22 protein-coding genes and 1 tRNA gene are annotated in these 21,128 nt (G+C 49.5%); 10 read left to right on the top strand and 13 right to left on the bottom strand.

Annotated features, from left to right (window positions below):
• Positions 1 to 253 precede the first annotated feature (253 nt).
• The 6 genes from AB182_RS16085 to AB182_RS16115 form a co-directional block, all read right to left on the bottom strand.
• Positions 254 to 919, bottom strand: coding sequence for a class I SAM-dependent methyltransferase (locus AB182_RS16085; RefSeq protein ID WP_047370983.1), 666 nt, complete (start codon positions 917 to 919; stop codon positions 254 to 256).
• 1 nt (position 920) lies between these two features.
• Positions 921 to 1,616, bottom strand: a complete 696-nt coding sequence (locus tag AB182_RS16090) for a hypothetical protein (RefSeq protein WP_047370984.1) — start codon at positions 1,614 to 1,616, stop codon at positions 921 to 923.
• A gap of 28 nt (positions 1,617 to 1,644) precedes the next feature.
• Positions 1,645 to 2,813, bottom strand: a protein-coding gene (locus AB182_RS16095; RefSeq protein ID WP_085929673.1) for an IS3-like element ISEc52 family transposase whose coding sequence is annotated in 2 segments (ribosomal slippage) — positions 1,645 to 2,564 and positions 2,564 to 2,813 — 1,170 coding nt in all. Because the reading frame shifts where the segments join, the coding sequence is not laid out codon by codon here.
• Positions 2,814 to 3,185: 372 nt separating this feature from the next.
• Entirely contained in the window at positions 3,186 to 4,079 is an 894-nt protein-coding gene (locus AB182_RS16105; RefSeq protein ID WP_047370985.1) for a DUF6387 family protein, read from the bottom strand.
• A gap of 303 nt (positions 4,080 to 4,382) precedes the next feature.
• Positions 4,383 to 4,470: transfer RNA gene (locus AB182_RS16110), tRNA-Ser, on the bottom strand.
• A gap of 143 nt (positions 4,471 to 4,613) precedes the next feature.
• Entirely contained in the window at positions 4,614 to 6,242 is a 1,629-nt protein-coding gene (locus AB182_RS16115) for an ABC transporter substrate-binding protein (RefSeq protein ID WP_047370986.1), read from the bottom strand.
• Positions 6,243 to 6,518: 276 nt separating this feature from the next.
• Here AB182_RS16115 and yccA point away from each other — a divergent pair, with 276 nt between their 5' ends.
• On the top strand, positions 6,519 to 7,178 hold the full coding sequence (gene yccA, locus AB182_RS16120) for an FtsH protease modulator YccA (RefSeq protein ID WP_047370987.1): 660 nt from the start codon (positions 6,519 to 6,521) through the stop codon (positions 7,176 to 7,178).
• Positions 7,179 to 7,269: 91 nt separating this feature from the next.
• Positions 7,270 to 7,596 (top strand): sulfurtransferase TusE, encoded by a 327-nt coding sequence (gene tusE, locus AB182_RS16125; RefSeq protein WP_047370988.1) that lies wholly within the window; start codon positions 7,270 to 7,272, stop codon positions 7,594 to 7,596.
• On the opposite strand, the gene yccX is transcribed toward tusE, so the two are convergent.
• The 3 genes from yccX to AB182_RS16140 all read right to left on the bottom strand — a co-directional run bounded on the left by yccX (position 7,593) and on the right by AB182_RS16140 (position 9,287).
• Positions 7,593 to 7,886, bottom strand: coding sequence for an acylphosphatase (gene yccX, locus AB182_RS16130; RefSeq protein WP_047370989.1), 294 nt, complete (start codon positions 7,884 to 7,886; stop codon positions 7,593 to 7,595). The two genes, tusE and yccX, sit on opposite strands and share 4 nt — an antisense overlap.
• A gap of 56 nt (positions 7,887 to 7,942) precedes the next feature.
• A complete protein-coding gene (locus AB182_RS16135) occupies positions 7,943 to 8,671 on the bottom strand; it encodes a helix-turn-helix transcriptional regulator (RefSeq protein ID WP_120785457.1) in 729 nt (242 codons plus the stop codon).
• Positions 8,672 to 8,741: 70 nt separating this feature from the next.
• Complete coding sequence (locus AB182_RS16140; RefSeq protein ID WP_380081272.1) at positions 8,742 to 9,287, bottom strand: kinase inhibitor; 546 nt, start codon at positions 9,285 to 9,287, stop codon at positions 8,742 to 8,744.
• 217 nt (positions 9,288 to 9,504) lie between these two features.
• Here AB182_RS16140 and rlmI point away from each other — a divergent pair, with 217 nt between their 5' ends.
• Positions 9,505 to 10,716: a 23S rRNA (cytosine(1962)-C(5))-methyltransferase RlmI gene (rlmI, locus tag AB182_RS16145; RefSeq protein ID WP_047370992.1), complete on the top strand. Its 1,212-nt coding sequence runs from the start codon at positions 9,505 to 9,507 to the stop codon at positions 10,714 to 10,716.
• Positions 10,717 to 10,776: 60 nt separating this feature from the next.
• Positions 10,777 to 11,094, top strand: coding sequence for a heat shock protein HspQ (hspQ, locus tag AB182_RS16150; RefSeq protein ID WP_039078594.1), 318 nt, complete (start codon positions 10,777 to 10,779; stop codon positions 11,092 to 11,094).
• A 25-nt stretch (positions 11,095 to 11,119) separates the two neighbouring features.
• Here the strand turns inward: hspQ and AB182_RS16155 are convergent, their stop codons facing one another.
• A complete protein-coding gene (locus AB182_RS16155; protein ID WP_047370993.1) occupies positions 11,120 to 11,533 on the bottom strand; it encodes a CoA-binding protein in 414 nt (137 codons plus the stop codon).
• Between the two features lie 153 nt (positions 11,534 to 11,686).
• On the opposite strand from AB182_RS16155, the gene csgI reads away from it, so the two are divergent.
• Complete coding sequence (csgI, locus tag AB182_RS16160) at positions 11,687 to 12,349, top strand: curli synthesis inhibitor (RefSeq protein ID WP_047370994.1); 663 nt, start codon at positions 11,687 to 11,689, stop codon at positions 12,347 to 12,349.
• 111 nt (positions 12,350 to 12,460) lie between these two features.
• Positions 12,461 to 12,919 (top strand): methylglyoxal synthase, encoded by a 459-nt coding sequence (gene mgsA / locus AB182_RS16165; RefSeq protein WP_039078592.1) that lies wholly within the window; start codon positions 12,461 to 12,463, stop codon positions 12,917 to 12,919.
• A gap of 30 nt (positions 12,920 to 12,949) precedes the next feature.
• Here mgsA and helD read toward each other — a convergent pair whose 3' ends face one another.
• Positions 12,950 to 15,004, bottom strand: a complete 2,055-nt coding sequence (gene helD, locus AB182_RS16170) for a DNA helicase IV (RefSeq protein ID WP_047370995.1) — start codon at positions 15,002 to 15,004, stop codon at positions 12,950 to 12,952.
• Positions 15,005 to 15,127: 123 nt separating this feature from the next.
• On the opposite strand from helD, the gene AB182_RS16175 reads away from it, so the two are divergent.
• Together AB182_RS16175 and yccS are read left to right on the top strand one after the other, a co-directional pair.
• Positions 15,128 to 15,574 carry a YccF domain-containing protein gene (locus AB182_RS16175; protein ID WP_047370996.1) on the top strand — a complete coding sequence of 149 codons (447 nt, stop codon included), beginning with the start codon at positions 15,128 to 15,130 and terminating at the stop codon, positions 15,572 to 15,574.
• Between the two features lie 16 nt (positions 15,575 to 15,590).
• The gene (yccS, locus tag AB182_RS16180) at positions 15,591 to 17,720 is read left to right on the top strand and encodes a YccS family putative transporter (protein WP_047370997.1); all 2,130 of its coding nucleotides are present in this window, start codon (positions 15,591 to 15,593) and stop codon (positions 17,718 to 17,720) included.
• Between the two features lie 11 nt (positions 17,721 to 17,731).
• Here the strand turns inward: yccS and AB182_RS16185 are convergent, their stop codons facing one another.
• Positions 17,732 to 18,337 (bottom strand): TfoX/Sxy family DNA transformation protein, encoded by a 606-nt coding sequence (locus AB182_RS16185; RefSeq protein ID WP_047370998.1) that lies wholly within the window; start codon positions 18,335 to 18,337, stop codon positions 17,732 to 17,734.
• Positions 18,338 to 18,555: 218 nt separating this feature from the next.
• On the opposite strand from AB182_RS16185, the gene sulA reads away from it, so the two are divergent.
• Positions 18,556 to 19,056 carry an SOS-induced cell division inhibitor SulA gene (gene sulA / locus AB182_RS16190; RefSeq protein WP_047370999.1) on the top strand — a complete coding sequence of 167 codons (501 nt, stop codon included), beginning with the start codon at positions 18,556 to 18,558 and terminating at the stop codon, positions 19,054 to 19,056.
• A gap of 366 nt (positions 19,057 to 19,422) precedes the next feature.
• Complete coding sequence (ompA, locus tag AB182_RS16195) at positions 19,423 to 20,481, top strand: porin OmpA (protein ID WP_047371000.1); 1,059 nt, start codon at positions 19,423 to 19,425, stop codon at positions 20,479 to 20,481.
• A gap of 74 nt (positions 20,482 to 20,555) precedes the next feature.
• On the opposite strand, the gene matP is transcribed toward ompA, so the two are convergent.
• On the bottom strand, positions 20,556 to 21,008 hold the full coding sequence (matP, locus tag AB182_RS16200) for a macrodomain Ter protein MatP (protein WP_047371001.1): 453 nt from the start codon (positions 21,006 to 21,008) through the stop codon (positions 20,556 to 20,558).
• Positions 21,009 to 21,128: the final 120 nt, after the last annotated feature.

The raw sequence follows: 21,128 nt of genomic DNA on the forward strand, positions 1-21,128 counted from the left end.
CTGCTCATCGCTCATAGCAGACTTGTTGTGGTTTCCTACGTGTCTGGAGCAAACGCTGCTAACATAAAGGACAATCACTATTTAGATCAGTTCAGAAAAACTTCGTTCTGAACTATCAAAAAGCTTTGATCCAAAGTATGGAAACCCTCAATAGCTTTAAGTATATATCCTGGGTGCAGGTAATGTTGACCCGACCCAGGTGAGTTAATAGGTGATAACTAAATGACGCTTGTTAAGTATTTGTTGAAATATATTAGGCATGCTTTTTTTTACCAACAACCACATATGAACTGCCCGCTTTGCTCCATGAGCTTAATACTGATAAATTGTTATCCAAGCAAATTTCACTTACGATATTCACATCCAATAAACCATAGTAAGATGCGTTGCGAGAGTTTTGGTATATATATCCATGTAAATGCTTAATTCCCCTCTCATACTTCTTAAAATATGAGCTTTTAAATTGATTGACAATCATTGCCTCTCCATCATCTTTTAATAATTCTCTAATTCCGCTGATAATTTTGTCAATTGTAGATTTACATGGAATGGCGGAAAGCACGTTTGCGCAAAGTATAAAATCATAACGACTAGTTATTTTATGCATGCTTTCAAAGGGAACTACATTAGCTTTTCTATAGTTATCAGCTACATATTGTTGAATTGTGGTTTGTACGCCTCTTATAATTTGTACTCTTTCTAGCTGCTTTCTGGAATCTAAAAAGGTCACAGTTTCAAATTTATCGACCAATTGTTCAGAATATCTAAGTTTCCCACATCCAAAATCAAGGGCGCGGCCATTTTTTAGAGAGTTTTTGATATGATCGCAGAGATAGTTAGATGGCATAGTATGAGGTTTGGCTGCATTTTCTGAACGTATTATTATTCCATTCACTTCGTAATTCAAAGCTAACTCCATTTTAAGAAATATTGTTTTTATTAAAAAATTCTTTTATTTTATCATCAGGTATTTGTCTTACTTGGCTTTCGGTTCTTGGCTTAACAGATGCTATAAAAATAAGAAAATTGAAGACGACGAGAAAAATAACCCACAACCAAATATTATATAAAGAGCCTGTAACAGAGAATAGATTAGTTAATTTAGCAAAGCTTATTACTACAACAGTAACAAATGCAATCACCGTATGCTCAAAGAAAACCCAGAAATAATAAACTTTGTTCCAAAAAAGTTCAACGTAATGTTTATCTTTTAACTCTTTAACTTCTGGGTAATACAATTTGCTCATTACCTTGTAAGATTCATCACTAGATAATTTCCTCGTAACGTTCGCGATTTTTGCCAACGGCTGAACAATTAAATAATTATCCCATGCTTTTCTTATGCCAACTACTTTTGCTACATTGTTATGCAGATCTAAAGCCCCGCTAATAATGGACCAAAAAATTGAAAATGCGATTGGTAAAACTCCGAATGTTAATATCCACTTAATAAACTCTTCGTAGTCTTTAATGGGTGGGATGTATTTGGCATTAATGCCGACCAATGGCATGTAGCCAAAAATAACTAATGATAGATAAAATAGAAATGTAGTAATAAAAGTTGCCTTATGAAGCATCGGCAACATTTCATTGTAACTTTTTGGTGGTTCTAACATTTTACTCTCCATGCATTCCATGAAGTGGTCAACAAAAACTGGCCACCGCGTTAGAGTTTTTCCAGTATCGGTTTTCTGATTCGTTTGGCGGTAACCCACCATTATATTCGTGCGGTCTTAGTGCGCTGTAATATCCAACGATATAGTCCGTTATTGCGTGAGCTGCATCGCTGAAGCTTACATAGCCCGTCGCCGGCACCCATTCGTTCTTCAGACTCCTGAAGAAGCGCTCCATTGGGCTGTTATCCCAGCAGTTTCCACGCCGACTCATACTCTGCCTGATCCGGTATCGCCACAGTAACTGCCGGAACTGCCTGCTCGTATAATGGCTGCCTTGATCGCTGTGGAACATCACCCCGACGGGCTTACCACGGGTTTCCCATGCCATTTCCAGTGCTTTCATGGTGAGCCTGCTGTCCGGCGAGAACGACATGGCCCAGCCCACTGGTTTTCTTGCGAACAGGTCGAGAACAACGGCGAGGTACGCCCAGCGCTTACCCGTCCAGATATAGGTCACATCACCGCACCACACCTGATTTGGTTCCGTTACGGCGAACTGTCGCTCAAGATGATTCGGGATAGCAACGTGCTCATGACCGCCACGCTTATACCGGTGAGTCGGCTGCTGGCAACTGACCAGCCCCAGCTCTTTCATGAGTCTGCCAGCAAGCCAGCGCCCCATCTGGTAACCTCTCTGGGTTGCCATTGTGGCGATGCTTCTTGCTCCGGCAGAGCCGTGGCTGATGCCATGCAGTTCAAGTACCTGGCTGCGTAATACAGCCCGTCTGCCGTCTGGCTTTTCAGGACGGTTTTTCCAGTATTTGTAGCTGCTGCGATGGACCCCGAACACATGGCAGAGAGTGGCCACAGGATAACGCGCCCTGAGTTTCCCGATTATCGAGAACTGTTCAGGGAGTCTGACATCAAGAGCGCGGTAGCCTTTTTTAATATTTCATTTTCCATTTCAATACGTTGTAGCTTTTTCCTGAGCTCACGGATTTCAATTTGTTCCGGGGTAATGGGGGAGGCTTTTGGTGTTTTTCCCTGCCGCTCATCACGTAATTGTTTCACCCATCGCGTCATTGTGGAAAGGCCGACATCCATAGCGCTGGCTGCATCTGCCACGGTGTAATTCTGGTCAACGACCAGTTGAGCGGATTCGCGTTTAAACTCTGCGCTGAAATTTCTTTTTTTCATTATGGCACCTGTGTTGTTCTGAGGTGAGCATATCACCTCTGTTCAGGTGGCCAAATTCAGTAAACCACTTCAAACCGACTCTTCTAAGAACTTCAGGAACACGGATTAATCTTTTTGCTACGATTTCATTTCTCATTATTTTTTCCTCTGTTGTTTTACGTAATCGCTATGAGATTTCGTTTTTCTCTATGCTGTTTCGACAGGAGCTATAATAGGAAAAATTAAGATCACAAGATGCAGAGATTGGCGTACAAGATTTTTTGAGAAAATGGCAGGACGTGGTTTTCGGGGAAAATGGGAGTTTGTGGATTTCGCTGGTTTTGAAGAATGGGGACCAGTCTTGGCGATAGCCCCCCACACGTAGGAAGTGAGTTACTTCACTTTTTTCTCGTCTTCCTCTTCTTTTTCGTTCATCTTCATCGCTTCAGCTACTTTAGTATCTATCATATAGTCATTTTTACTCAACCAGAGGTTAAACAGCCGATCAAATTCGCGCGTAAGAACCTTATCAGCAAACGGTTTGTCGGTATCCTTGATTTGAGCGCCACCCCTGATGACTTCAGAGTCGTTAGGGTAGAGGAGACGGGAAAGCTGCTCATAAGAGATTTTGGCATCATTCCGCTTCGCCCAAAGCAGCAGATCCAGCATTGGGATAACCCTGAGATTGATCACCTTCTTGACAGTGCTTAGTCCGAACCGAAACGAACCAATTGCCGGCTCGCCAACGGAATGTTCCTTTCGCCATTGAGGAAGCATTCTTTTGATATGCTCAATAACCTCATCGTCGGTCAGGAACTTAATGTTTAACCACAAATACAGTGGATGCCCATCATCAAATTCGTCAATATCTCTTAGTTTCCGCGCCCCCACCTCTTTTGATATCGGTGAAGACGGTGCATCGGATGAGTAACCTACTCGTTGAAGCAGCTCAAGATCCCTTAGCCGTGCCTCGTAGCGACTAATGTCGTTGACGGTCATATGTCTGACATGCAGCCGCGCATCCACTAAAGGATTTTTCTTTTTAGTGCTTGGGGAGATTCTTTCTGTCGAACTAGCTAAAAGAGGATGACCAGCCAGAATCTTGGCTTCTTCTTCCAGATAGCGTTCATGGCGGGGATGACCTTCTTTACCAAAATCATGTCGGTTCAACGATACGCGACGACTGATTTCATAGCTTAGGTCATTTATCGTGATCTCTTGAAGGACATCGTAGTTGCTTAACTTGAACCACTGTTTTACCGTCTTCATGACTTCACTTGCTTTCATCTATCTGCAATCCATCAATCTGTTTTTAGCTGTTTTACGCTACAGAACAATCGGTTGTCCAGTCATCCAGTCACGCACACGTTTAAGTCATCAGGTGCCGCGTTTTATCTACTAACTGGTGAGCAAAAGTGTGTCTAAATCACTATGGCTAAGAAGGGGTGCTCTTGCGTTTAAGAGAAATTTTGATAGGAAAATATCAGATTTTAGATACAAAAAAAGCCCGTTTGCACGGGCTTTTGATGCATTACTTTTTGCATGACAGAATCAAAAACATTCTGTAAGTTATTGATTTTGCCATAAAAATGGCGGAAGCGCAGAGATTCGAACTCTGGAACCCTTTCGGGTCGCCGGTTTTCAAGACCGGTGCCTTCAACCGCTCGGCCACACTTCCGGAATGAGGCGCACTATAAACATCCCCGATGCATCTGTAAAGCCCTGAAATGTTCATATGCCTGAAAAACAATCAAAAGTGCGTTAATCGCCTGAAATAACAGCACCATGACCACTTTACAACCGTTTTTTTGCTACAGCACCTCAATGTTTTTTGATGTACATATCCTTCGTTAAATAATAGCCAAGTTTGTCCGGATCAAACCCGCCGACCCACGGCTTCACAAGATGCACACGGACATAATGGTAGACAGGAATCGCCGGAACATCTTGCCCAAGGATTTCTTCCGCCTGCTGATAATATTTGCTTCGCTGGGTGAGATCGCTCGCTTTGGCGGCATTGCGCAGAGCGTCATCGTAAGCCGGATTACTGTATTGCGAAGTATTCTCGCTGTCGCCCGTGCGGAAGTTGTTTAAAAAGGTTGCCGCATCATCATAGTCGGCATTCCAGGCATAGCGCACCAGATCGAAATGACCGGTATGCATGGCATCGAGCATCGTTTTCCATTCCTGGTTTTGCAGCTTCGCCTCTACCCCCAGATTTTTCTTCCACATCGAACTGACAGCGATGGCGATGCGCTGATGGGTTTCCATGGTGTTATAAAGCAGATTAAAAGACAGTGGATGCGCCTCATTAAACCCGGCGTCGTTAAGCAATCGCTTCGCTTCTGCAATCCGTTTTTCCTGTGGCCAGGCGGCATAATCCGGTGCAGACAAGGTTACGCCACCGATTTCCGGCTGGCTGATTAACCAGGCCGGTCGCTGCCCCTGCGCCATCACCTTATCGGCAATGATATCTTTATCCAGCGCCATATTGAGCGCACGGCGCACCCGCGGATCGTTGAACGGTGCTTTTGTGGTATTAAATTCGTAGTAATAGGTCGCCAGCAGCGGCGAGACGCTCACCTGATCGCCCAGCGTCTTTTTCAACTGGGCAAACTGGTTCACTGGCACGGTGTAGGTAATGTCTATCTCGCCGGCTTTATAGCGGTTTACATCGGCAGTTTCAGAGGAGATGGGCAGATAGGTGACTTTATTCACCACCGTGGCGTCGTTGTCCCAGTAGCGCGGATTGCGTACCGCGACAATGCGCTCATTCACCACCCAGTCACTAAGCTTGTAGGCGCCACTGGTCACAATATGCTCAGGCTTAGTCCATTTATCACCAAAACGGCTGATAAGTATTTTATCCAACGGCACCAGTGACGGGTGCCCCAACATCGCGAGGAAGGCGGATGTCGGCTGCGTGAGGCGTATCTCCAGCGTATTATCGTCCAGCGCCTTAACACCGAGCGTATCAGGCGTTTTCTTACCCAAAGCAATGTCGGCAGCATTTTCGATATGCATATTGCCGGGATAGCTGGCATAGGGTGACGCGGTTTTCGGATCGACAAGTCGCTGCCAGCTCCAGACGAAATCTTTCGCGGTAATGGCCGTTCCATCAGACCATGTTACGTTGGGGCGTAGATGAAACACCCACACCGTATTGTCTTTATTTTCCCATGATTGCGCCAGACGGGGCTCAACAGAGCCATCTTTCTTTACCGCCACAAGGCCATCGAATAAATCTCTGATAATGCCGAATTCGACATCGCTTTCTACTTTATGCGGATCGAGGGATGCAGGTTCACTGCCATTGTTACGCACCAGTTCCTGCTGAGCCGCCAGCTCTGTTCCTGCGGGGACTGTCGCTGCGTTTAACGACGCGGAGGCGCTCATAATGCCTAACGTTAAGGCGCTAAGGGTCATACGGGTAAAATATCGTGATTTCATCTTTTTCGTCCTGATTATATTCCTGATGACGACGCGACTTCTTTCTTAGCGCGCTAAAGTCATCAGGGCAATATTTTTCAGTGACATATAAGACACTGGTATGGTTATTTTCTTCAAATGCGCACTTATGCTTAATATTTGAACATTTGTAGTATATTTAACCAAATGGATTAACTTGCTTTTTGAGTAAAGATGGGTAAAACAACTTTGTAAGGAAACGGGGATTTCCTATCCTCGACGTTTAATGACATCTGTTATGTTAAAAGAGAGTGCCTCATGGATCGTATTATTACCTCCTCGCGCGACCGTACATCGTTGCTTAGCACCCATAAGGTGCTGCGCAATACCTATTTCTTACTGAGCCTGACGCTGGCCTTTTCCGCCATCACCGCAACGGCAAGTACTGTACTGATGCTGCCGTCTCCGGGTCTGATTTTGACGCTGGTGGGCATGTATGGACTGATGTTCCTGACGTATAAAACGGCGAACTCACCGGCGGGTATTTTTTCTGCTTTCGCCTTTACCGGTTTCCTGGGTTATATCCTGGGCCCCATCCTTAACGCGTATCTTTCTGCGGGCATGGGCGATATCATCGGCCTGGCGCTGGGGGGAACCGCGCTGGTGTTCTTCTGTTGCTCGGCGTATGTACTGACAACACGTAAAGACATGTCCTTCCTCGGCGGTATGCTGATGGCAGGTATCGTGGTCGTGCTGGTCGGAATGGTTGCCAATATCTTCCTGCAACTGCCGGCGCTGCATCTGGCCATTAGCGCAGTCTTCATCCTGATTTCTTCAGGCGCCATCCTGTTCGAAACCAGCAATATCATTCACGGCGGCGAGACAAACTATATTCGCGCTACCGTGAGCCTGTATGTATCGCTCTACAGTATCTTTGTAAGCCTGCTGAGCATCCTGGGCTTCGCCAGCCGCGACTAGTCGCATTGACGTGCATGATAAGGCCCCGCTTATGCGGGGCTTTGTTTTTTGCTACACTCCCCCGCGTTATTGACTGACCTTGCGAACGACCATGATCTTTGACGGTAAAGAAATTGAAACCGATAGCGAAGGCTATCTGAAAGACACGACTCTATGGAGTGAAGCACTGGCGTCGGCGATTGCCGAAAATGAAGGTATCACCCTCGCAGAAGAGCACTGGGAAGTGGTGCGCTTTGTGCGCGAGTTTTATCTGGAATTCAATACGTCGCCCGCTATCCGCATGCTGGTAAAAGCGATGGCTAACAAATTTGGTGAAGAAAAAGGCAACAGCCGTTATCTGTATCGCCTCTTCCCTAAAGGACCGGCAAAGCAGGCAACAAAAATTGCTGGCCTGCCAAAACCAGTCAAGTGCATTTAATAGCGAATGCCAAAATTCGTCCATTCTCTGCCGGGTTGATGAGGCTCTGTTAAAACCTTTTCAACCCTGGCGCTACGCGGCCCGCCCGCTTTCAGCCAGGTAATCAGCGCTTCCACTTTCTCGTTATTACCACAGGCGACAACCTCTACGCTGCCGTCGTCCATATTGCGCGCGTAGCCGGTTAACCCCAGCCGCTGCGCCTCACGTTGCGTGCTATAACGAAACCCAACGCCCTGGACCATGCCATGAACCCAGCATATTACGCAATGCGATGTTGTCTCGTTCGTCATAGTGACCTCCTCTAACGCACAATCAGTCTCTTTTTTAATAATAGAAACGTTAATCATCAGCGTACAGTTTTGGGTAAACATCCATAATGTTCTCTGAATCTGGCGGTAAAACGCGAACCCGAAAGATATCCACACCGGGAGGCGATTTCACCAATGGGCAAGGTGGTCGATTGTAACTGTGACAATGCAAGCGACATGCGAACCTCCTCGACAATTTGCCGGTAGCTTTGAGATTCACCTTTAAGCCGTCTGCGTAAAGTGGATTCGCCGACAGCAAGTTGCCCTGCTATCTCCTGCACACTCCAGTTCTTTGCCGGAGACAGCATGACAATTTGTCGCACCTGTTCGGTCAGGCTAAAGCGACGCTCAATAAGAAGTGGCCCCGCCATCCCCTCTTCAAGCAGTGCCAGTAATAACCCCATCGCCTGATGTTTTTGTAATTTTTCCGCTAAATTATGGCGAACCGCATGCAATAAATTGTCCCACATAAATGTCAGGCCATTACTCAGAGGTGCGCAGACGGACGCAGACCTGGCAGCAGGAAAATCGCGTACATATTGCGTTTTAAATTCTGCGAGCAGGTCTGGCGATAACAATAATAAATCGGAACGAAACTGCCCCTGCACAGGCTGATTAATGATTTCGAGGGCGGTATTCGCCGGAATGATAATAAGCTCATCAGGTGTGGCGACAACCCGATTCTCTTCCTGGATAATAACCTTGCTTCCCTGGGTAATATGGCAAAGGGCGGCGCTGAAAAGCTTTACACGATGCAGACGATGCATATGGTTTGAACGGACTTCTGCCGCCGTTAACGTTTTATGCTGAAACTGAACTGTCTGCACCGCGTCACCTTTATCTTCCGTATGTGGCTGTTAAATTTGCTTTCGCTATGACGTTACTGTTGAGCATGTAGCCAACCAAAGCGCCGCTTGCATTACTATCAATAGGCAGTTTATCAGTACTTAACGCCCATACGGTGAATTGATACGGATGCGGCTTATCGCCAACGGGAGGACACGCGCCACCAAAGCCCGCATAACCATAATCGTTTCGTCCCTGAACTGCCCCGGCGGGCAATGTATGGCTCTCTTCCTCTCCCGCGCCTGTGGGCAGTGTCTGTATCTGCGCCGGTATATTCACTACTGTCCAGTGCCACCAGCCACTCCCCGTTGGGGCTGCGGGATCATAGACGGTCACAGCAAAACTTTTGGTCCCTGCAGGTGGATTATGCCAGCTCAACTGCGGTGATTTATTGCCGCCATGACAGCCAAATCCGGCAAAAACATGTTGTTCTGATAAGCGATGGTTCTGAATATCCGCACTACTGAGGCTAAATGTCTCCTTCGCAAAAGCATTGACGCTCCCGGCGGCCAAAATAGCTAAAATAGTGAAGGTCATTTTTTTCATTGTATTTCCTCGCTGACGTTGAGGAAGACAATTTAAGGTTTAGCGTTCATGAACGTTGTGCCTGAACGTTTTGATTTTGTGCCGAAACGCTCACCCCTTCAGGCTGGTGCCTGGTCCGGGCATGTGTGCTACCCTACGCGCCGTTTAATTATCAAGAGCCGGGCCGATATCCCCGGTTAATATTGACGTTCGTCAGAGGTTCCCCGGTATGACCGAATCTACAAGTGCAAGGTTTCCCCGTTTAGTGTTAGCCAAAGGGCGCGAGAAGTCCTTGCTGCGCCGCCATCCCTGGGTGTTCTCCGGCGCCGTAAGCCGTATGGAAGGAAAAGCCCGTCTCGGTGAGACTATCGACATCGTCGATGCGCAGGGAAAATGGCTGGCGCGCGGCGCCTTTTCGCCAGAGTCACAAATTCGTGCTCGCGTCTGGACTTTCGACAAAAACGAGGTCATTGACATCGCGTTCTTCACTCGCCGCCTGCAGCAGGCACAGCAATGGCGCGACTGGCTGGCACAACGCGACGGGCTGGATAGCTATCGCCTCATCGCAGGTGAATCCGATGGATTACCCGGTGTCACCATCGACCGCTTCGGCAATTTCCTGGTGCTACAGTTGCTGAGCGCGGGTGCAGAATATCAGCGTGCAGCCATCATCTCTGCGCTGCAGACGCTCTACCCGCAATGCTCCATTTATGATCGCAGCGATGTCGCAGTACGTAAAAAAGAAGGTCTGGAGCTCGCGCAGGGTCCGGTTGTGGGTGAATTGCCGCCGGAACTGCTGCCTATCGAAGAAAATGGCATGAAACTGTATGTCGATATCAAGGCCGGCCACAAAACCGGATACTACCTCGATCAGCGCGACAGTCGCCTGGCGACCCGCCGTTATGTCGCCGACAAACGCGTCCTTAACTGTTTCTCTTACACCGGCGGTTTCGCCGTGTCTGCACTGATGGGCAATTGCCGTCAGGTGATGAGCGTGGACACCTCACAGGAAGCACTGGATGTTGCCAGAAAGAACGTTGAGTTAAACCAGCTTGACCTCAGCAAGGCTGACTTCATCCGTGATGACGTTTTCAAACTGTTGCGCAAATTTCGCGATCAGGGCGAGAAGTTTGATGTCATCGTCATGGATCCGCCAAAATTCGTGGAAAATAAAAGTCAGCTGCAGGGCGCGTGCCGTGGCTATAAAGATATCAACATGCTTGCTATCCAGTTGTTGAATCCTGGCGGCGTGTTGCTGACGTTCTCCTGCTCTGGCCTGATGACCACGGATTTATTTCAGAAAATCATCGCCGACGCCGCAATAGATGCTGGTCGTGATGTACAATTTATAGAGCAGTTCCGTCAGGCCGCCGATCACCCGGTGATCGCTCCCTACCCGGAAGGACTGTACCTGAAAGGGTTTGCCTGTCGCGTCATGTAACTTGATTTTTGGAGCCTAGCCCGCATATCTGGGTTATGTACAGGTTCCCGGGAGGTGACAATGATTGCCAGCAAATACGGTATTGGTCAGCAGGTTCGCCACTCGCTGCTGGGCTACCTTGGCGTAGTGGTGGATATTGACCCTGAGTATTCACTCGACGAACCATCAGTTGACGAACTGGCGGTGAACGATGAACTACGGGCTGCGCCCTGGTACCATGTGGTGATGGAAGATGATGACGGCCAGCCGGTTCATACCTATCTGGCCGAAGCGCAGTTAACCAGCGAGATCCAGCAAGAACATCCTGAACAACCTTCGATGGATGAGCTGGCGCGGACGATCCGCAGGCAACTACAGGCCCCGCGCCTGCGTAACTGACAACACCCCGCGCTGCGGGGTGTTTTTATTTTGCGAGTCCTAAACGCGGGATTTCAATAGCGGGACATCTGTCCATCACAACTTTAAGTCCAGCCTCACAGGCCAGCACGGCGGCCTGTTCGTTGATGACGCCAAGTTGCATCCACAATGTTTTTGCGCCGATGGCAATAGCCTCCTGGGCAACCCCCCACGCCGCTTCGGAATTACGGAATACGTCAACCATATCCACCTTTTCCGGCACGTCAGCCAGCGTGGCATATCCTTGCTGTCCCAGAAGCGTTTCCCCCGCTACTTTCGGCGATACCGGAATAACATGGTAGCCCTGGTCAAGCAGATATTTCATGACGCGGTAACTCGGTCGGTCAGGTTTGTCACTCGCCCCCACCAGCGCGATGGTACGTGTCGATTTCAGGATCTCGGCGATATCGGTCTCTTTCATGGTTTCCTCCTGCGGTTTTCCAAAGTGTATGCCAAACATTCCGCGACAACCATGTATCCCATACAGAAGTATGAGTGCGAGAACAGGTTATATGTCTATAAGTTAATAAATATATTGAAAGGTGAATTAGCAAAGAGATCATGGGAGCGCGCAATGAAGTGCGGGTGGAAAGTATTCATTATCACGTGTTTGATACCGGTTAATGTACTGGCCACGTCGCTTCGTCTGTCGAGCGATATTGATTTGTTAGTCCTTGATGGCAAAAAGGTATCCAGCTCACTGCTGCGTGGGGCGGAAAGTATTGAACTGGAAAACGGGGTTCATCAGGTGGTATTCCGGGTTGAAAAAAATGTGGAGCCAGGGAACCGCGAACCCCGGCTCTTTATTTCTGTACCACTGATTGCCACCTTTGATACGCAGCGCATAAGCCAGGTGAACTTCAACCTTCCCGCTATCGACACGCAAAAGGCAGCCGAGTTATTTAATGCCACGCCTCATCTGGCTTTGCTGGATGGTAACGCCACACCGATTCCGGTGAAACTCGATATTCTTGAGATCAGTGCAAACGCGAAAGTCATTGACTACGAACGTGAGACAGAGCAATACAACAAAGCAGGGAAATATGCTTCGCTACCCAAATTTGCGACGATAGTGGCCGATGACAGCGCTTTGCTCTCCGGCGCCTCCGAACTGGACACCCCACAGACGCACTCACAAACGCTCACAGAGCAGCGGTTAAAATTCTGGTACCAGCAGGCCGATCCGCAAACCCGCGACCGTTTTATGCAATGGATCAGGCAACAACCCCCGTCATGATCCGCGCCAGTTAACATTACGCGCATTAGCCCATAATTTTTTACGCCATTCTCTTGCAGCATCAGGCGCTTCCAGTAATCTGTAGCGAAATTACATTAACGGAATCGGATTATGGAACTCACAACACGTTCGTTACCCGTGCGTAAGCACATCGCACTGGTTGCGCATGACCACTGCAAGCAGATGCTGATGACATGGGTTGAACGCCATCAGCCCAAACTGGCCAATCATGTGCTCTATGCCACCGGGACAACCGGAAACTTAATTCAGCGCGCTACCGGCCTTGAAGTGAATGCCATGTTGAGCGGCCCGATGGGCGGTGACCAGCAGGTTGGCGCACTCATCTCGGAAGGGAAAATTGATGTGCTGATTTTCTTCTGGGATCCGCTGAATGCAGTACCACATGACCCGGATGTTAAGGCGCTGCTGCGTCTGGCGACCGTGTGGAATATTCCGGTGGCTACGAACCTTTCCACCGCTGATTTCATTATCCAGTCACCAGGTTTCGCGGAAAGCGTGGAAATTCTGATTCCGGATTACCAGCGCTACCTCGCTGAACGTCTGAAGTAATCTTTTGCAGGCGGCTTAAGCCGCCTGTTTTCAGGGTTTTCTCGCCACCGGCACATTAAGCTGCCTGAGCGCCTCAACGAATCGCGACGGGTTTTCTTTATCAAACAGCAGCCATACGCGCTTACGTGCTCGCGTAATGGCAACATACAACAAGCGACGCTCTTCGGCGTCAGGGAAGTCCTCCGGCACCGGCAACAACGCCTGCTCCATAATGGATTCACGGGCGGGAGCCGGAAAACCGTCCTGCCCTTCATGTAAACCCAGCACAATGACATACTCCGCCTGCTGCCCTTTACTGGCATGAATAGTCATAAAATCGAGCTGCAGGTTGGGCCACCGGGTGGCGGCTTTCTCCAGACTGGCGGGTTTGCCATGGTGATAACGCGCCAGTACCAGAATGCGATCTTCCGGCGTGGCATAGCCGCTGAGCTTATCAAGAAGCGCATCCAGTTGGTCCACCGCCAGCAATGTCACCGCGTTTTTATCGCCGGCGCTCAGGCTGTTCAGGGGTTTATTGAGCTGATGGGGGTTCTGCTGAATAAATCCATTTGCGACTTCGCCAATGCGTGTGTTAAAGCGATAGGTGGTATCCAGCGCGCAGAGATCGCCTTCGCCAAAATAGTCATGAAACGCGGTGGTCAGAGACAATTGCGCGCCGCTGAAACGGTAAATAGCCTGCCAGTCGTCACCGACCGCAAACAAGGTGGTGTGTGAGTTTTGTCGCCGTAATGCCGCCAACAGCGCAGCGCGCTGCGGTGAGATATCTTGAAACTCATCCACCAGGATATGCTTCCAGGGGCTGACAAAACGTCCTTTATCCAGCACGTTAATCGCCTGATGAATTAATCCGGAAAAATCGACGGCGTTTTCCGCCTTAAGCGCGGTTTTCCAGGCTTTCAACAGGGGTGCCATTAGTTTGACCCGCTTGCTGAAAAGCGTGCGTACCTCTTCCGGCGCCGAATCTATCATTTCACTCTGGCTGCCACTATGCATGCGCATCAGGCTAACCCAGCGATCCAGTCGGGTACCCATTCGACGCTGTATTTTTTCATCATTCCAGAAACTGCCTTCCGGAAGCGCCCACTGCAACTCCTCTTCCAGCCACTGTCGCCAGCCTTTAGCCTGCGCTTTTTTCTCTGCACACTGGGTTTGCCAGGCTTTCAGCAAGAGCGCTTGTCGCGCCCGGGTATCGTTCTCAAGATTGCTAATCTCAGGCGCTTTTTTACCACCCTGCTGGATGATGTATAACGCCAGCGCATGAAACGTGCGGGCAGTGATGTCATCCGTATGCAATCGCTCACGAATGCGCTCATCCATTTCTTGCGCGGCTTTTCGGCCAAAGGCTAACAGCAGTATCTGATCCGCTGCCGCCTCGCCGCGAAGCAACAACCAGCCTGCACGCGCTACCAGAACCGAGGTTTTACCACTGCCTGCCCCGGCGAGCACCAGCAGCGCGTTTTCACCATTGACCACTGCCCTTGCCTGCGCCGGGTTGAGCGGAGAGCTTTCGATGTTTTTGAAAAATGTCTCGTACTGAACCAGCATTTTGTCGGTCCAGTCTTGATTATGTTTCGCCCGGCCAGTCTCGGTATCTTTTAACCAGGCCTGGCACTGCCGCCACAGATCCCGGCAGTTACTAAAAGACTCAAGGCGGCTGGTGGGGACAGGCAACGCATCGAATGCCTGGCGAAGTTGTTGCTGAACACCTTTAAGCTGCGCGCGAGTGAGCCATTTTTCCTGATCCATACGCCCGGAAATGTCCGCGAGTTGTTCAGAGAGCACTCTCGCAGCCACCTCGCTCATCTCCGCGCTCCAGGTCACCCAACGATCATTCAGATGCTGATAAAAACGCTGAGTTTCATTCCATTCAGTACCGTGCAAACGAACGACTTTATTATCTGCGAGAACGAATTCCAGTTCGCCCCATACCAGGCCACGCTTGCACTCGATTGCCAGCAACTGATTAAAGGGAATAAGGTATTCATGTCGATCGCCTGAAACCTTCACGCCCGCATTGAGGATGACCACTCGATCATATGGATGCTGCGCCAGCCGCTTTCCCAATGAAGTCGCTTTTAGTTCCATCACACATCCTTTTTCAGCTTATGACTGTGATTGCCAGTTTAACCGCCAGAGAATACGTGCTCCAGCCCAAAAAATCGTTACAATTGTCAGGTCAATTCCCTGACAGAATAGCATTGAGGTAATATGCGTACCGTTCTGAATATACTGAACTTTGTCCTTGGCGGTTTTGCCACCACTCTTGGCTGGCTACTGGCAACCATTTTGAGTGTTGTCCTGGTTATTACCCTGCCGCTTACACGCTCCTGTTGGGAAATCACTAAACTTTCGCTTATCCCCTGGGGCAATGAAGCTGTGCATGTCGATGAGCTGAACCCTGATAGTAAAAATACCCTCATGAATGCTGGCGGGACCGTGCTCAACATTCTCTGGTTCGTGCTCTTTGGCTGGTGGCTCTGCGTGATGCACATTGTGGCAGGTATTACTCAGTGCATCACTATCATCGGAATCCCGGTCGGTATCGCCAATTTTAAGATTGCGGCAATCGCCATATGGCCGGTTGGTCGCCGTGTTGTGTCGGTTGAAGTGGCCCGTGCCGCGCGCGAAGCCAATGCCCGCCGTCGTTTCCCGTAAACGAGTCACGAATACTATGCTAAGCCCCCTTCTTCGCCGGTACACATGGAATAGTGCCTGGCTTTATAACATTCGAATCTTCCTTGCGCTGAGTGGAACAGCGGCCTTGCCATGGCTGCTTGGCGACGCGAAACTGACGATCCCTTTAACATTGGGCGTTGTTGCCGCGGCGCTGGCGGATCTCGATGATCGCCTGACCGGCCGTCTACGCAATTTAATCATTACCCTGATTTCTTTTTTTATCGCCTCGGCATCGGTCGAGCTTCTGTTTCCCTGGCCGTGGTTATTTGCCATTGGACTTATCACTTCGACCATTGGGTTTATTTTGTTGGGAGGTCTGGGGCAACGCTACGCCACCATTGCGTTTGGCGCATTGCTTATCGCCATTTATACAATGCTTGGCACCACGTTATACACCGCATGGTATCAGCAGCCTCTTTTGCTTCTGGCGGGCGCCATCTGGTTTAACGTGTTGACGCTGGTCGGGCACCTCGTTTTCCCTATCCGTCCGCTACAGGATAATCTGGCTCGCTGTTACGAGCAGTTATCTCAGTATCTGGAGCTCAAAGCGCGGCTGTTTGATCCGGATATCGAGGAGGAAAGCCAGGCCCCGCTTTATGAGCTGGCTTTAGCCAACGGTCAGTTGGTGTCAACACTAAACCAGACCAAAGCGTCGCTATTAACCCGCCTTCGCGGCGATCGCGGACAACGAGGAACCCGGCGCACGTTGCATTACTATTTTGCCGCACAGGATATTCATGAGCGCGCCAGTTCTTCCCATATACAGTACCAGGCACTGAGGGAACATTTTCGCTACAGCGATGTGATGTTCCGTTTTCAGCGGTTGATTACTCTGCAGTCTCAGGCCTGCTCCAGGCTCGCTCATGCCATCCTGCTTCGTACACCTTACCAGCATGACCACCGCTTCGAGCGTGCATTTATACACCTTGATGCAGCGTTAGATCGCATTCGTGCCAGCGGTACAACCTCGTCTGAACAACTCAAAGCGTTGGGATTTTTACTCGATAATCTTCGTGCCATCGACGCACAGTTAGCGAGTATAGAGTCCGGACAACCGCAAACGCCGCAGAAAAACGAAACAGAAAATTTACTGGCAGATGACAGCCTGCATGGACTGAGCGATATCTGGCTGCGTTTACGCAATAACCTTACGCCGGAATCGGCACTGTTTCGCCATGCGGTGAGGATGTCTGTTGTACTGTGTGCGGGCTACGCCATCATCCAAATTACCGGTCTGCACCACGGATACTGGATTCTGCTCACCAGTCTGTTTGTCTGCCAGCCTAACTATAACGCCACGCGCCACCGTCTCACGCTGCGTATCGTCGGAACCATTGCAGGCATCGCCCTCGGCCTTCCCGTACTCTATTTTGTTCCCTCGCAGGAAGGGCAACTAATACTGATCGTCGTCACGGGTGTACTTTTTTTCGCCTTTCGTCTTGTACAATACGCGCAGGCCACTATGTTCATCACATTGCTGGTGCTGCTGTGCTTTAATTTGCTTGGTGAAGGTTTTGAAGTTGCCATACCACGAGTGATTGATACCCTCATCGGGTGCGCCATCGCCTGGGCGGCGGTGAGTTTTATCTGGCCTGACTGGCGTTTTCGTAATCTGGCACGTGTGACTGAGCAAGCATTCAATGCCAATTGTCGTTATCTGGATGCGATTCTTGAACAATATCATCAGGGCCGCGACAACCGCCTGGCGTACCGTGTTGCCCGCAGAAATGCCCATAACAGAGACGCCGAGCTGGCGTCGGTAGTTTCCAATATGGCGTCAGAACCTGGCGCCACACCTGAATTGCGTGAAGTAGCATTTCGTTTACTTTGCCTGAATCATACCTGTACCAGCTATATCTCTGCCCTTGGCGCACATCGCGAACAACTTACCCATCCTGCCATCCTTCGTTTGCTGGATGATGCGGTCTGTTATGTTGATGACGCCCTTCACCACCAGCCCGCTGATGAAGAGCGCGTCCAGTCAACGCTGGCAGATTTGTCGCGACGCATTAAGCATCTTGAGCCACGACCTGACAGCAAAGAGCCACTTGTATTGCAACAAATAGGATTACTTATCGCACTTCTGCCAGAAATGTGCCGTTTACAGCGGCAGATCATGACCTGACTATCCTGTTTTTATTTCTGGCCAATCTCGTGGTACCAGTCGATTAACTCCTGGCGTCTCAACGCCGGGAGTGCGGCTTCGTGCAGACCGATGATCGCACCTTCCAGGCCCAGGAGTACCTTGATGCCCATATGTTTGTTCATCGCCTTCAAACGCAACCAACACGCTTTGGCACCCAGTTGTCGCAGCATATGTTCGTCCGGTATACCGGCATCGAAAAGCATCATCTCAAGTTGGAAGTTCATGTTTGGTAGATCCTTAAGACGATGAGGCGTATCACGCGCCGTTTTTTCCTGCCGGGCCGCCGCGAGTGATTGCGATGAAAGCCGCAACAGTGTTGGCAAGTCACGCCAGAGATGCTCATCAACAAAGTAGTAGTTAAGGGAAACGGCGCGACCACGCTTCTGGATTGTCAGAAGGGGTGAACGTGTTGTTACCCGATACTGGGCACTCTCCTCGCAGGCACGCAGGTATAATTCACCCTCTGAAATCATCGCAAACACCGTGTTGTCTATCGATAAACTGTAGCCGCCAAAATGCGCGCGAAAGCGAATTTTTCCCAAAGGCGCGAGGTATTCCCGTGACTGATAGATCCTTTGATACGATATGTTTTTCATGATTATTCCCTTGTAAATCATGGAGTAAAAACATTAATTCTGTTAACCGATCCGCTACAGAGGAACATAGGCAAGTGCGCGCAACACGGCAAGAAAATTTTGCGGCTTCATCGCAATACAAGACAAAATTGCGAGATGCTTTCAGAAAATGAGGTTGATCTTTGAACGTCCAGGGGTTACTGTATGTTTATACAGTAACTAACAGGGCTGGGTTGATCATGTACCATTCATTAAACCGTGCAAATCGTTCAACACAATTTCTTTCCGCACACAGCGCAGGGGCCGTTGAGGCTTCTACGGGTCTGGTCAGTGAAGTTGTTTATCGCGAAGATCAGCCCGGCATGACGCAATTGTTGCTGTTGCCGTTATTACAGCAACTGGGTCAACAATCGCGCTGGCAGCTCTGGTTAACGCCGCAACAAAAATTAAGCCGTGAATGGGTGTTGTCTGCAGGCCTGCCGCTGACCAAAGTTATGCAAATCAGCCAACTGTCTCCCTGCCTCACTCTGGAATCTATGATTCGCGCATTACGTACCGGTAACTATAGCGTTGTGATTGGCTGGCATGCCGAAGAATTAACCGAAGACGAACATCACCGTCTGGCTTTAGCAGCAGAAGAAGGGAACGCAATTGGCTTCGTGATGCGGCCAGTACAATGCAATCCTCTCGCTGCGAGACAGCATTCGGGGATAAAAATTCACTCAAATTTGTATCATTGAGTAAAATTAAGATAAATCCTGGTATTATTTTTCTGTCTGACAAGCATTGCCGTGTAATCAGCGAAATACGCCGCCAACGCCCGATTCAGGCGACTTGCAAGGCAACTGTATTGGCGAATAGTTCCGCAAAAGTGTTAAATATTGTGTATACAAAGCCTTTTTTTTCATATGCCTGACGGACTTCACACTTGTAAGTTTCCAACTACGTTGTAGACTTTACATCGCCAGGGGTGCTCGGCATAAGCCAAAGATATCGTGAAGATATCTCTATAGGGACTGATGAGCAATGCCCCCGGTGAAGGATTTAACCGTGACTTCTCATCGAGATTTTCATGGCGATTTTTGGATGATAACGAGGCGCAAAAAATGAAAAAGACAGCTATCGCGATTGCAGTGGCACTGGCTGGTTTCGCTACCGTAGCGCAGGCCGCTCCGAAAGATAATACCTGGTATGCAGGTGGCAAACTGGGCTGGTCTCAGTTCCACGACACCGGCTTCATCCCGAACGACGGCCCGACCCATTCAAGTCAGCTTGGTGCAGGTGCGTTCGGTGGCTATCAGGTTAACCCGTACGTTGGTTTTGAAATGGGTTACGACTGGTTAGGTCGTATGCCGTACAAAGGCGACACTGTAAACGGTGCGTTCAAAGCTCAAGGCGTACAGCTGACCGCTAAACTGGGTTACCCGATCACTGACGATCTGGATATCTACACCCGTCTGGGCGGCATGGTATGGCGTGCAGACGCTAAAGCTAACGTCCCTGGCGCTGACGCTCACTTCAAAGACCACGACACCGGTGTTTCCCCGGTATTCGCTGGTGGCCTTGAGTGGGCTGTTACCCGTGATATCGCTACCCGTCTGGAATACCAGTGGGTTAACAACATCGGTGATGCAAATACCGTTGGTACCCGTCCGGACAACGGCATGCTGAGCGTAGGTGTTTCCTACCGTTTCGGCCAGCAGGAAGAAGCAGCGCCGGTAGTAGCGCCTGCTCCGGCTCCGGCTCCGGAAGTACAGACCAAGCACTTCACTCTGAAGTCTGACGTTCTGTTCAACTTCAACAAAGCAACCCTGAAACCGGAAGGTCAGCAGGCACTGGATCAGCTGTATGGTCAGCTGAGCAACCTGGATCCGAAAGACGGTTCCGTAGTGGTTCTGGGCTTCACCGACCGTATCGGTTCTGACGCTTACAACCAGGGTCTGTCTGAGAAACGTGCTCAGTCCGTTGTTGATTACCTGATTTCTAAAGGTATCCCGGCGAACAAAATCTCCGCACGTGGCATGGGCAAATCCCAGCCGGTTACTGGCAGCACCTGTGACAACGTGAAAGCGCGCCCTGCGCTGATCGATTGCCTGGCGCCGGACCGTCGCGTAGAAATCGAAGTTCGTGGCAGCAAAGACGTTGTAACTCAGCCTCAGGCTTAAGTTCACGTGCTGTAAAAAAACCCCGCATCGCGGGGTTTTTTATTGCCGGTAATAAACCGCATTTGCACAGAAAATCACTCTTTACCTAAAAGCGCCTGCAAATCCTGTTTAAGTGAGGACATGGTCGTGGCGTATTTTTCTTTATGCTCAGCATCCTCGATCAACTGCACAATGGTCTCGGAAAGGGTTTTCCCCCGACGCTGTGCCAGCGCTGCCAGACGTTGCCAGACAACAAACTCCAGATCGATTGATTTCTTACGCGTATGCTGATGCTCAGCATTAAAATGCCGCTTGCGCCGCGCGCGGATGGTCTGCTTCATGCGGTTCATGAGAGACGGATTAATATGCTGCTCAATCCAGGCATTAACCTGTACGGGTTCATTTTCGAGGGTTAGCAATAAATCGACGGCGTCTTTGGCCGCGCTGGCTTCAATATATCTTGTAATAAGCTCACCTTCCCGGTGTTTTTTCACCAGATACTTCCATTTCCAGCCGCTTTCAAGATTTTCCAGTTGTTGATATTTCATTGCGATCTCAACGTTACCGTGTAACTCTGTTCAGAATATCAGTTTTTTCTTGCTCTGCTGAAAAGAAATCACATTCTGTCTATTCCAACAACACATCTGCAACGGGAAAACGAGTATTCC

The sequence above is a fragment of the Phytobacter ursingii genome (assembly GCF_001022135.1).
Lineage (GTDB): Bacteria > Pseudomonadota > Gammaproteobacteria > Enterobacterales > Enterobacteriaceae > Phytobacter > Phytobacter ursingii.